This is a genomic window from Daejeonella sp., assembly GCF_049655485.1.
GTDB lineage: Bacteria > Bacteroidota > Bacteroidia > Sphingobacteriales > Sphingobacteriaceae > Daejeonella.
Genome location: NZ_JBASJU010000063.1, coordinates 37,378 through 49,123, shown reverse-complemented (window position 1 = coordinate 49,123; position 11,746 = coordinate 37,378). Strand labels below are relative to the sequence as shown.

The window sequence follows — 11,746 nt, the reverse complement described above, 5'->3', positions numbered from 1 at the left end:
AACCATGCCTTCAAGTGTAGTGGATTCATTCGAGTATCTTGCGGATACACGTATCTTAAGAGTAAAATTTAACTCAGGATTAACATATGATTATAAAAACGTTCCGCAGGAAGTCTATAAATCCTTTAAAATCTCTGGCTCAAAAGGGCGTTTTTTAAACTTTCATATCAAAGGAAAGTACGACTTTGACAGAATAAATTAATATTTATTAAACCATTGAGACGCCAAAAAATCGTATATCTAATGCCAGCCTTAAGCACCTTTTCATTTTGAAGTACACTATTCTTATTTTATTCTTAATACTAAGCGGTTCGAGATCTGGCTTCGCGCAAGATAACTTCACCGTTAACGGTATAGTAAGGGATTCTCTGTCGGGTGAAACCCTAATCGGTGTTACGGTAAAATTTAGCGGTGGCACCCTGCTTGGTACGAGCACAAATGCCTACGGATTTTTTTCTTATAAACTTAGCCCTGGCAAATACAACATGACGGTGAGCTATATAGGTTATCGCACTTTCGTGAAATCAATTAATATCGATTCCGATATGCGACTTAATCTCACTTTGGTGCCTGGAAACAGTATCAATGAAGTAGTCATAACTGCCGAAAAAAGGAATGACAATGTAGTGAATGCACAAATGGGCCTTGCGAAAGTTAACCTGAGTGAAATCAGAAATGTACCAGTAATTTTTGGCGAACGGGACGTGCTTAAAACTCTTCAGTTGCTACCCGGAATTAAATCGGCTGGTGAGGGTAATAGCGGATTTTATGTGCGTGGTGGTTCTGCCGATCAAAACCTGATACTCTTAGATGAAGCACCGGTTTATAACGCATCACACCTTCTGGGATTTTTTTCCACTTTCAATTCTGATGCGATTAAAGACGTTAGTGTTTTTAAAGGTGGTATGCCAGCTCAGTATGGTGGGCGATTATCTTCGGTATTGGATATTCGCATGAACGATGGAAACAAAAAAGAATATACTGCAGAGGGGGGAATAGGCCTGATTTCCTCCAGGTTAAAATTGGAAGGTCCGATTGTAAGAGATAAAAGTTCTTTTATGATAAGTGGTAGAAGAACCTATGCTGATGCATTTTTAACGTTTGCTAAAGATACTTCTATCAGAAAGAATACTCTTTATTTCTATGATCTCAATGCGAAGGCTAACTATCAGCTAGACGAAAAGAACACTATTTTCCTTTCGGGTTATTTCGGTAGAGATGAGCTAGGATTAAATGAAACATTTGGATTCGACTGGGGAAATGCAACGGCCACGCTTCGATGGAATCATTTATATAGCAACCGGCTGTTTTCAAACACATCCCTTATTTATAGTAATTATAACTATGTGATCGAGAACTTCATTCAAGAAAATAATTTCAAGGTAAGCTCCTCCATAAGGGACGTAAATTTGAAGCAGGACTTCCAGCTTTCCTTAAGCAATAGTCACAACCTTCGCTTCGGTTTGGATCTCATAAGTCATACCATCGCACCTGGAAGTATTACTTCAGATGCGCAATCCAGCGTTAATGAAGAAACCATTGAGCAAAGAAAAGGAAATGAAGTTTCAGCCTACGTTTCTGATGAATGGGAAGTGAACGACAAATTAAACATTGTTTACGGCCTAAGAGCGAGCTCATTCTTTTTGCGAGGCCCTGGTATTTTCAATAATTATGATCGGGAAGGCCAAATTTCCAGCAGCCAAGAATATGACTCGGGCGAAATCGTGAAAAGCTATTTTAGGATTGAGCCAAGAATTTCAGCCAGTTATTTATTGACTGAATCTTCATCTTTTAAAACATCCTATACCCGAAATAGTCAGAATCTACACCTAATGTCGAATTCTACCGCCAGTTCGCCCACTGACCTCTACATAATGAGCAGCAATAATGTTAAACCAGAGGCTGCTGATCAGGTTGCTGCCGGTTTTTTTAAGAATCTAAATGAAGATAAATATGAGATTTCGGCAGAGCTATACTATAAAACCATGCTAAATCAGATCGAATACAGGAGTGGTACCGACCTCCGCGGAAACAGGAGTGTGGAAGCTGACCTGCTTTATGGAGAAGGAAGAGCGTATGGGGTGGAAGTTTATTTTAAAAAAAGGTTTGGGAAATTAAACGGATGGGTAGGTTATACGCTATCTAAAACAGAACGTCGTTTTGATGATATAGACAATGGCGTTTGGTTCAATGCTAAGCAGGATCGGACGCATGATCTTTCCATGGTGGGAATTTACAAAGCAGGGCCCCGATGGGTCCTTTCGTCGACTTTTGTTTATAGCACTGGAAATGCAGTAACTTTTCCTGCAGGGAAGTATCAGATCAATAACCAAACTTATTTTTACTATTCGGGGCGCAATTCAGACCGTATGCCAGGCTATCACAGACTAGATCTGGCTGCAACATTAGAAGCGAAAGCGGGAAAGAAATTACAATCAAGCTGGTCCATGGGTTTCTACAATGTCTATGACAGGAAAAATGCATACACCATAAGTTTTCAGGATGACCCTGAGGATAAAACAAAAACACAGGCCGTGAAAACAACTTTATTCGGAATCATTCCTTCAATAACATGGAACTTCAAGTTTTAATCATGATAGGGAAAATAAACTCATATTGGATGCGGAACACTGTGTTTTCCATCTTTATACTATTTGCCTCAATATTTACCTCTTGTGAAGAAGTTATAGAAACTAATCTCACAGATGCAGATCCTGTAATAGTTATTGATGGAAGTATTTCCGATCAATCAGAAGTTCAAACCATAAAAGTGTCTAAAACGACTCCTTTTGATCAGCCGAATACATTTATTGGAGTTAAGGGTGCAAAGGTGACAGTATATACCAGCAGCAGTCAAACTCTTTCTTTTGTCCCAACTAGCGACGGTATCTACAAAAGCTCGCGTTTCAAAGGAATTCCAGGTGTGAAATACACATTAGAAGTGGTTGCAGGCGGAAAAACATATACAGCTAGTTCTATTATGCCGACCCCTGTTCGGACTGACTCCATAACTTTTAAAAAGATCAGCATTTTCGGTAATGCGAGCATATATCCGTCTGTTTATTATAATGATCCGGCTCAGGTCCAAAACCAGTACCGGTACATCGTCAAGGTAAACGGTGTGTTAACAGCTGATCAAGTTAATGATGATCGGTTTAGCAACGGAAATGCAACATCAGACCTTATCACCTTCGAGGGGGATGGAATAAAGGTTGGTGATAAGACTGAAATAGAGATACAATGTATTGACAGAAATGTCTTTAAGTATTATTTTGCAATAAGCCAGATAGGCGGTAACGGCGGCCCCCCGGTAGCCCCTTCAAATCCCAATACCAATCTTGACAATGGTGCACTGGGAATATTTAGTGCTAACACCCGTGCGGTATACACGGTTACATTAAAATAATTCGCTGAAAAAAGATCGTAGTTCTGTCCAATTAGTCATTTTCTCTTAGATTTGAATAACATCATATATAAAATGGTGGTTTATACGTAGTTTTACTAAATACTATTTCGGCAATTTGACCTTTTAAAACTAGCCGTAGATTTGCAGTTTAAGACATATCCATGAAGAAGAAAATTGTTGTAATAGAGGACAACCATGACATCCTTGAGCTTTTAGGGTTTATCCTTGAAAACGAAGATTACGAGGTGCTTGCTTCTCTTGATGCCGAACCACTAAAGAGTCTTGAAGAAATTAATCCACATCTCATTTTGCTCGACGAGAACTTGGGTGCGCAAAAGGGCCATCAGTTGTGTCTTGAAATAAAGGCGAATCCTGGTACTTCCCACCTTCCGGTAATTCTAATTTCCGCGGTCAACGACCTTGCTGAGATTGCCCGAAAATGCAAAGCTGATGATTACATATCCAAGCCTTTTCTTATTGAGGACCTTCTAGATCTTGTAAGGCAACATCATCGCCACAACAGGTAGCTGAAATTTTAATAATTGAATTTGAAACTTAATATGATTGCAAAATCCCATTTAGCCATTCTCGCATTTGCTTTTGCCGTTATGGCTGGCTGCTCTTCTTCTCCATATGGTCCTACAAATAAAGTCTATAAAAATCATACGAAAGAACTTGCAAGTACTGTCAGAAAAACTCCAGTGAACCCGACAGGGCAGGATTTTGTCGGAACAGTTAATTTCGGTCTTCGTAAACCCAACTACGTAATTATTCATCACACTGCACAAAATTCAACTGCACAAACCCTTAAAACCTTTACTACACCTGCTACTCAGGTTAGTGCACATTATGTGATAGGCAGGGACGGAGCGGTTTATCATATGTTAAATGATTATCTGCGCGCGTGGCATGGAGGGGCAGCTAAATGGGGAAATGCTACAGACATAAATTCCGCTTCCATAGGAATCGAATTGGATAACAACGGGCTCGAGCCCTTTGCTCAATCCCAGATCAACAGCCTTGTCAACGTTTTAGACACACTAAAAAGGAGACACAGTATACCAGCTGCAAATTTTATAGGGCACTCCGATATTGCTCCTGGAAGAAAAGTGGATCCGAATGTTACTTTTCCCTGGAAAAGTTTAGCTGATAGAGGCTTTGGTTTGTGGCCCGATGCTGTGCAAACGGATTCTGTACCCGCAACTTTTAACCAATTAGATGCGTTACGAATAATTGGATATGATGTCAAAAATCCTTCAAATGCAATCAAAGCCTTTCAACTTCACTTTATACAAAAAGAAATAACAGGGATTTTAAATGAAGAAGAACAGAAAGTACTGTTCAATCTATACAAGAAATATCTCTAATTAACCCTTCTTTACTTCTTTAGCCCAGGCGTCTTTCAGTGTTACTGTACGATTAAAAATCAGTTTATCTGGTTTTGAATCTACATCAAGCGTAAAATATCCTTTACGGATAAATTGATAGCCCAAACCAGCCTGAGCATTAATCAGATCTGGTTCGATGATTGCTTTTTCAATTACAGTTAAACTATCCTGGTTGATATACTCTTTAAAATCTCCATCTTCATTCGAGGGATTTTCCACTTTGAATAAACGGTCGTATAAACGAATTTCAGCTGTCTTCGCGTGTTTTACGCTAACCCAGTGGATAGTACCTTTAACATGTATACCGCTTGTGTCTGAGCCACTCTTTGACTCAGGTATGTAAGAGCAATGGATTTCGGAAACACGTCCATTCTCATCTTTCAAAAAATCATCACATTTTACGATATAAGCGTTTTTCAGCCTGACCATTAAGCCCGGTCCTAATCGAAAGAATTTCTTTGGGGCATCTTCCAAAAAGTCTTCACGCTCAATCCAGATTTCGGAACTGAAAGGGATTTCCCTGTGTCCACCTCCATTTTCTGCCTCGGGGTTATTTTCGCCATGCATCACTTCAGAATGATCCTTTGGATAATTAGTAATGACCAGTTTAACCGGATCCATCACAACCATCCTTCGAAGAGCTGATTTATTAAGATCCTCTCTTATACAGAACTCCAGCAAACTGAGGTCAATAAGGTTTTCACGTTTAGCCACACCAATGCGATCACAAAAGTTTCTTATTGAGGCCGGTGTGTACCCCCGTCGCCGGAGGCCGCTAATTGTAGGCATTCTTGGATCATCCCATCCATTAACATACTTCTCATTCACTAATTGCAGCAGCTTACGCTTACTCATTACTGTGAAGTTCATGTTCAACCTCGCAAATTCATATTGCTTTGATGGAAAAATTCCTAGCTTATCAATAAACCATTCGTATAATGGGCGGTGCGGAATAAACTCCAGGGTGCAAATAGAATGTGTGATTTCTTCAATTGCGTCTGACTGCCCATGAGCAAAGTCATACATCGGGTAAATACACCACTTATCCCCTGTCCGGTGATGATGAGCATGTTTAATACGATACATCAATGGATCACGTAGATGCATGTTGGGCGACTCCAAATCAATTTTAGCCCTTAATACTTTTGCCCCGTCGGGATATTTCCCGGCTTTCATTTCTGCAAAAAGCTGTAAATTTTCGTCAATGCTTCTATTTCGGTCAGTTGTCGGCACTCCAGGATCGGTAGGAGTCCCTTTTGCCGCAGCTATTTCTTCAGCAGTACTGTCATCCACATATGCAAGCCCTTTTCCTATCAATACACGTGCGTATTCATAAAGTACATCGAAATAATCCGACGAGTAAAGCTCCTTATCCCACTTAAATCCAAGCCATTGAATATCCTCCCGGATACTATCAACATATTCTGTTTCTTCAGTACTCGGATTTGTATCGTCAAATCTTAAATTGGTTTTCCCATTGTATTTTTGAGCGATACCAAAGTTTAGACAGATTGATTTAGCATGGCCAATGTGAAGATATCCGTTGGGCTCCGGAGGGAAACGGGTATGCACACGCTTGTTATTCCTATCGTTGCCAAGGTCTTCTTCAATAATTTCCTCTAAAAAATTCAAGGATCTTTCTTCCATCATAATCTGCTCTGAGGGTACAAAAATAGCAAAATTAACTTTGGCAGGAGTATTATTTGCTAGAGGATGTGTCCAGGTACCTGGTGCAAATAAACACAGTCCGATTTTCTTCTTACTTTTACATTATGCCCAAAACTTTAAATCGACCGGTACGTGTTCTCGTCGCCAAAGTCGGCCTTGATGGCCACGATCGCGGAGCTAAAATAATTGCTACTTCCCTGCGGGATGCGGGCATGGAAGTGATTTATACCGGACTTCGTCAAACCCCGGAAATGGTGGTGAGTGCTGCTTTGCAAGAGGATGTCGACGCAATAGGAGTATCGATTCTTTCCGGTGCACATATGACCGTTTTTCCTAAAATAGCAAAACTAATGAAGGAAAAAGGGCTGGATGATGTATTACTCACTGGCGGCGGGATAATCCCCGAAAATGATATGAAAACCCTCAGCACCATCGGGGTGGGGCAGCTTTTTCCGCCAGGGACTTCTACAAGCGACATCGTGAACTATATCAGGGAATGGGTGATTGTGCATCGAACATTTTAAGCAACCTTGTTTTGAAACTAAGAGCTACCGAACATGAATAACCTATTACTGAACATACGCGATCATATTTTGACAATTACCATCAATCGCGAAAGCAAATTAAATGCTTTAAACAAAGAGACATTATCAGAGCTTCACAAGGCTATATCTGACGCATTTGGAAATCAATCCGTTGCCGGGATAATTATTACCGGATCTGGTCCTAAAGCATTTATTGCGGGAGCTGATATCTCGGAATTTGCAGCTTATAATATGGAGGAGGGGCGTCAGCTTGCCAAAAAAGGACAACAGGATGTATTCGATTTTATCGAAAATGGCAAAAAGCCTGTACTAGCCGCTATAAATGGCTTTGCGTTGGGTGGTGGACTAGAGCTAGCAATGGCTTGCCATATAAGAATAGCTGCAAGTACGGCAAAAATGGGTCTTCCAGAAGTTAGTCTTGGTCTAATCCCTGGTTACGGTGGAACACAAAGATTAGCCCAGCTTATCGGAAAGGGCCGTGCCCTTGAAATGATCTTGACAGCTGATATGATCACGGCAGAGGAAGCCCACCGGACTGGACTGGTCAATCACGTGGTGGAGTCTGACCAACTTCTGACAAAGGCCGACGAGATTATGAGAAAGATAATAAGTCGATCACCGTTTGCCATTTCCTGTGCAATTACTGCTATAAATGCCGGTATTAAGGATAATTTGAATGGATACGATGTGGAGATTGAAGAATTTGCCCGATGTTTCGGTTCGGATGATTTTAAGGAAGGTGTAGACGCTTTTTTAACTAAACGGAAAGCTGAATTTAAAGGCGGAATATAGAATCCAAAAGTGTAGAAAATATTTCCCAATTCGATTTGTTATTTCTATATTGCACTGTTCTATGACATCTGCCCCCTGTTTTACGGAACTCCGAACCCTATGAACAAAATTTTAATTATCGATGATGAAGTAAACATTGGGCTTATTTTGTCAAAGTTTTTAACCCGCAACGGTTTTGAAGTTGCGACCAGCACCAATGGCTCACATGCTTTAGATCTAATGTCTAAAGAGACCTTTCATTTGGTGCTTTGCGATTTTCGCCTGGAAGATACCGATGGAAGGGAGATGCTTCGCAAAATTAAAAATTCATATCCTGGCACGGGTGTGATAATCATCACCGGATATTCAGATATCAAACTTGCCGTCGAGCTTATTAAAATGGGGGCTTATGATTATATCACCAAGCCTCTTTACCCGGATGAAATTTTAAATACGGTTAATAAAGCCATTGAAGCTCAAAAAATAATCAATCAGCCTGTCGGGAATTCAGCTGACCCCGAAAAAAATCGAGAACGTAAAACCGATATTGTTACTGAAGAGTTTGTTCTTGGTAAAAGTGCTGCTTCTCAGGAGCTAATAAGACAGATCCAGCTCGTATCTCCAACCAATTACAGTGTAATACTTAGCGGCGAAAGCGGCACCGGAAAAGAATCAGTTGCTAAGAGCATCCATTTGAACAGCCCGAGGAAAGATAAACCGTTCATTGCAATGGACTGTGGATCGCTAACCAAAGATCTAGCGGGAAGTGAATTTTTCGGACACGAAAAAGGTTCTTTCACCGGAGCACTATATACCAAAATAGGTCATTTTGAAATGGCAAATGGCGGCACTCTATTTCTGGACGAGGTTGGAAACTTATCCTATGAAATTCAGGCTGCTCTCTTGCGTGTCGTTCAAGAACGTAAAGTAAAGCGCATTGGCAGTACCAAAGAAATTGATCTCGACGTTCGCATCATTGTAGCAACGAACGAAAACTTAATGGATGCGATACAAAAAGGAAGGTTCAGAGAAGATCTTTTCCATCGTTTCAATGAGTTTAGCATCACCATTCCCCCTTTACGCGACAGGGGTAAAGACATCGTGACTTTTGCAGAACATTTTTTGAAGGTAGCAAATAATGAATTGAACAGAAATGTAACGCAGCTATCCCCGGAGGTAGTCGACTGTTTAATGATCTACAACTGGCCTGGAAATGTCAGGGAATTAAAGAATGTGATTAGAAGGGCAACTTTGCTTACGGAAGGTACAGAAATACTGTTGAAAGCTCTGCCGCTTGAAATCTCAACATTTGCAAAGGCATCGGCCATTGAGAACACATTTGTAGCTAATGTAAATGTGAATCAAAACAACAACAGGCACGACCTTAAAAATGCTGCTATGGAAGCCGAATACGAGACTATTCTAAATGTACTTAGAGAAGTGAATTTTAACAAAACCAAAGCAGCGAAGATTCTTAATATTGACAGGAAGACGCTTTATAATAAAATGAAAGCTATTAATCTTGATTAATTTCATCTAATTATAGTCTGCAAACCCTGTGTTTTAACAGGGCTTTTTATCTCGAAATCTTATATGTCTATCTACAGCTATAAACAACGAAATACCATTGTATCGGTTATCCTAATCATCTTAGGTGTATTTGTTCTTTATTCGTTGCGGACTATTGCGGGAACTTTATTAAGCACAATAGTTTTATATACCATTCTGGTTCCTGTTTTTACTTTTTTTGTGAAAAAGTGGAACATGAAGAAATGGGTAGCTGCGATAATTATTATTATTCTCTCACTGGTTATCATCGTACTTCCCTTTCTCACATTAAGCCTTCTGGTAATCGATAAGGTTTCCGAATTCCAGAACGACCCCATTCGCATTAAGAACATGATGCAAAAAATGGAAGATTTTGTCGGCTCTAAGATCAATCAGCCGGATCTCTTTGATAAAGGAATGGTGAAAATGAATGAACTTGCCGAAGAGTTATTTCCGTCGGTGCTTAGCGGAGCAGCCAATATTGTCCTGGGCTTGATTATCATGTACTTCCTCTTATATTTTATGTTTGTCCAAAAGCAAGAATTTGAAGCCGGCTTACTTAAATATGCACCATTCAGGGAGCAAAATGCATTAAAATTCGCGACGGAATTAAAAATGACTACTTATTCAAATGTACTTGGCCAAGGGTTTATAGCAATAGTTCAGGGCGCACTGGTAAGTATAGGATTTTTTATGTTCGATATCCGGGATCCGATATTCTGGGGCGTGATATCCACTTTTCTCTCTTTCTTACCGGTGGTGGGGGCACCCGTGGTATTTGTTCCGGCAGCAATTATTGCAATTGCCAGCGGTAATACATCGGGCGGATGGGGACTTTTGTTATGGGGCCTGATTGTAATCATTAACATAGATAATGTAATACGGCTTGTTATTGCTAAAAACGTTTCCGATACTCATCCCATAATAACAGTCGTGGGGGTCATTATTGGGATTCCGATATTCGGAATTCTGGGACTTGTCTTTGGACCCCTGTTATTGTCTTATTTTATTCTGACCATTAGAATCTATGAAACAAGCAAACTGGCGAGCGAGCGATTGGAGAAATTGAAATCGAACGAAGATGAATAATTGAAAACAGTTTATACGGTTGATTTGTATTATCTAAGAATATAGTATTAACCATAAAATTACTAACATGAACGACAACTCAAAAATTTTGGCCGCAATGCTTGCAGGTTTAGCCGCGGGAGCTGCTATAGGTATTTTATTTGCACCTGACAGAGGATCTGAAACAAGAGATAAGTTAAACGATTCTTTGAAAAATTTAGGAGATAGCATAAAAGACCGCGCCGCCGATGAAATCGGTAACCTGAGCGAATTTAAAGATAAAGTTGTAGACTCTATCAAAACCAAACTAAGGGGTGCTGAAGAAGAGTACGTTGCAGCAAAAGCTAGTACTTCAAATGCCGTTTCAAATGCTGCTGGCAGCGCTGAAAAAACTGCTTCCAGAGCTAATTCATAACAACCTTATTTAGAGATGGAAGAGAAAGAGCTTGACGCCCGCGAAATTATAGCTAAAGTAAAGGAATACGTTGACGTTCGTAAAGAGATCGCAATTCTTTCGGCAGTGGACAAAGGTTCCCAACTATTTGCCAATTTAGCCACGGATGGCCTTGTTCTACTATTCGGTGTGCTTGGGATCCTTTTTGGAAGCCTTGCCGCCGGATTCTATTTATCCGAAGTTATTGGAAATACTTATGCTGGTTTTCTAATCGTTACCGGATTCTATTTTCTTTTAGCTGTCGTTTTCTATGCTGTGAAAGATAAATACGTGGAGAAACACATTGTTAATGCAGCAATCAAAAAGTTTTTTAGAAATAAACATGAGGCCTAAGATAGAGAACATTACGGATTTGCGGGGAGAGATCAGTAGGCTTCGCGTACAGCGCCTGGAGCAGGAAGTTGAACTAACAAAAGTCACGGCAAGATTAAAAGCCCGTTTGCACTTTCCAGTCTTGGTTTATACTAAGATAAGTGATTTCTTCATTGAATTATTTGGCGATGATCCGGAAGACTTAAATAAGAAAAAAGAAAACAAGGATTGGGTGACCAATATCCTAAGGGTGGGGCTACCTTTAGCTTTAAATCGTTTCCTTTTTCCACGTTCTGGATTTCTCATGAAATCTGTAGTAGCGATGGTTTCTCAAAAGGCAGCGAAAAATGTTAATAAAGATAGCATAACCGGTATTATCGATAAGGTTACGGATTGGATTAAATCATCGAAGGAAAAAAGTCGAAAAGAACCTCGAATGGCTGATTACGGCATACCTCCGGATAGCGAAACATATTAAGAAAAAAGACCCATCCCAATTAAGATGGGTTTTTTTTATAAATATGCAATCATAATATTAGTCTTTTCTATTGAATTTATGCTAATGAAGCGAAGAGAAACCTATTTT

General features: G+C 40.0%; 13 protein-coding genes. 12 read left to right on the top strand and 1 reads right to left on the bottom strand.

Features of this window, described 5'->3' with window-relative positions:
* From WBJ10_RS02935 to WBJ10_RS02915, 5 genes are all read left to right on the top strand, one after another.
* Window positions 1-202, top strand: a 202-nt coding sequence (locus WBJ10_RS02935; RefSeq protein ID WP_424288060.1) for a KTSC domain-containing protein, incomplete at its 5' end; no start/stop codon positions are given.
* 67 nt (window positions 203-269) lie between these two features.
* Window positions 270-2,591 (top strand): TonB-dependent receptor, encoded by a 2,322-nt coding sequence (locus WBJ10_RS02930; protein ID WP_424288059.1) that lies wholly within the window; start codon window positions 270-272, stop codon window positions 2,589-2,591.
* A gap of 2 nt (window positions 2,592-2,593) precedes the next feature.
* On the top strand, window positions 2,594-3,406 hold the full coding sequence (locus WBJ10_RS02925) for a DUF4249 domain-containing protein (RefSeq protein WP_424288058.1): 813 nt from the start codon (window positions 2,594-2,596) through the stop codon (window positions 3,404-3,406).
* Between the two features lie 161 nt (window positions 3,407-3,567).
* Window positions 3,568-3,933: a response regulator gene (locus WBJ10_RS02920; RefSeq protein ID WP_424288057.1), complete on the top strand. Its 366-nt coding sequence runs from the start codon at window positions 3,568-3,570 to the stop codon at window positions 3,931-3,933.
* A gap of 33 nt (window positions 3,934-3,966) precedes the next feature.
* Complete coding sequence (locus WBJ10_RS02915) at window positions 3,967-4,773, top strand: N-acetylmuramoyl-L-alanine amidase (RefSeq protein WP_424288056.1); 807 nt, start codon at window positions 3,967-3,969, stop codon at window positions 4,771-4,773.
* On the opposite strand, the gene WBJ10_RS02910 is transcribed toward WBJ10_RS02915, so the two are convergent.
* Window positions 4,774-6,444: a glutamine--tRNA ligase/YqeY domain fusion protein gene (locus WBJ10_RS02910; protein ID WP_424288055.1), complete on the bottom strand. Its 1,671-nt coding sequence runs from the start codon at window positions 6,442-6,444 to the stop codon at window positions 4,774-4,776. It lies immediately after the preceding gene.
* Window positions 6,445-6,566: 122 nt separating this feature from the next.
* Between WBJ10_RS02910 and WBJ10_RS02905 the strand changes: the two genes are divergently transcribed.
* From WBJ10_RS02905 to WBJ10_RS02875, 7 genes are all read left to right on the top strand, one after another.
* Window positions 6,567-6,986, top strand: a complete 420-nt coding sequence (locus WBJ10_RS02905) for a cobalamin B12-binding domain-containing protein (RefSeq protein WP_424288054.1) — start codon at window positions 6,567-6,569, stop codon at window positions 6,984-6,986.
* A gap of 33 nt (window positions 6,987-7,019) precedes the next feature.
* The gene (locus WBJ10_RS02900) at window positions 7,020-7,799 is read left to right on the top strand and encodes an enoyl-CoA hydratase/isomerase family protein (protein ID WP_424288053.1); all 780 of its coding nucleotides are present in this window, start codon (window positions 7,020-7,022) and stop codon (window positions 7,797-7,799) included.
* 99 nt (window positions 7,800-7,898) lie between these two features.
* Window positions 7,899-9,308, top strand: a complete 1,410-nt coding sequence (locus WBJ10_RS02895; RefSeq protein WP_424288052.1) for a sigma-54-dependent transcriptional regulator — start codon at window positions 7,899-7,901, stop codon at window positions 9,306-9,308.
* Window positions 9,309-9,371: 63 nt separating this feature from the next.
* Window positions 9,372-10,415, top strand: coding sequence for an AI-2E family transporter (locus WBJ10_RS02890; protein WP_424288051.1), 1,044 nt, complete (start codon window positions 9,372-9,374; stop codon window positions 10,413-10,415).
* A gap of 67 nt (window positions 10,416-10,482) precedes the next feature.
* Window positions 10,483-10,809 (top strand): YtxH domain-containing protein, encoded by a 327-nt coding sequence (locus tag WBJ10_RS02885; RefSeq protein WP_424288050.1) that lies wholly within the window; start codon window positions 10,483-10,485, stop codon window positions 10,807-10,809.
* A gap of 15 nt (window positions 10,810-10,824) precedes the next feature.
* Window positions 10,825-11,181: a phage holin family protein gene (locus tag WBJ10_RS02880; RefSeq protein WP_424288049.1), complete on the top strand. Its 357-nt coding sequence runs from the start codon at window positions 10,825-10,827 to the stop codon at window positions 11,179-11,181.
* The gene (locus WBJ10_RS02875) at window positions 11,171-11,638 is read left to right on the top strand and encodes a hypothetical protein (protein ID WP_424288048.1); all 468 of its coding nucleotides are present in this window, start codon (window positions 11,171-11,173) and stop codon (window positions 11,636-11,638) included. Before WBJ10_RS02880 ends, WBJ10_RS02875 begins: the two co-directional genes overlap by 11 nt.
* Window positions 11,639-11,746 lie beyond the last annotated feature (108 nt).

Coding starts and splice junctions, on each gene's coding strand:
- WBJ10_RS02925 (WP_424288058.1), top strand. CDS start 2,594: ATGATAGGGAAAATAAACTCATATTGGATGCGGAACACTGTGTTTTCC.
- WBJ10_RS02920 (WP_424288057.1), top strand. CDS start 3,568: ATGAAGAAGAAAATTGTTGTAATAGAGGACAACCATGACATCCTTGAG.
- WBJ10_RS02915 (WP_424288056.1), top strand. CDS start 3,967: ATGATTGCAAAATCCCATTTAGCCATTCTCGCATTTGCTTTTGCCGTT.
- WBJ10_RS02910 (WP_424288055.1), bottom strand. CDS start 6,444: ATGATGGAAGAAAGATCCTTGAATTTTTTAGAGGAAATTATTGAAGAA.
- WBJ10_RS02905 (WP_424288054.1), top strand. CDS start 6,567: ATGCCCAAAACTTTAAATCGACCGGTACGTGTTCTCGTCGCCAAAGTC.
- WBJ10_RS02900 (WP_424288053.1), top strand. CDS start 7,020: ATGAATAACCTATTACTGAACATACGCGATCATATTTTGACAATTACC.
- WBJ10_RS02895 (WP_424288052.1), top strand. CDS start 7,899: ATGAACAAAATTTTAATTATCGATGATGAAGTAAACATTGGGCTTATT.
- WBJ10_RS02890 (WP_424288051.1), top strand. CDS start 9,372: ATGTCTATCTACAGCTATAAACAACGAAATACCATTGTATCGGTTATC.
- WBJ10_RS02885 (WP_424288050.1), top strand. CDS start 10,483: ATGAACGACAACTCAAAAATTTTGGCCGCAATGCTTGCAGGTTTAGCC.
- WBJ10_RS02880 (WP_424288049.1), top strand. CDS start 10,825: ATGGAAGAGAAAGAGCTTGACGCCCGCGAAATTATAGCTAAAGTAAAG.
- WBJ10_RS02875 (WP_424288048.1), top strand. CDS start 11,171: ATGAGGCCTAAGATAGAGAACATTACGGATTTGCGGGGAGAGATCAGT.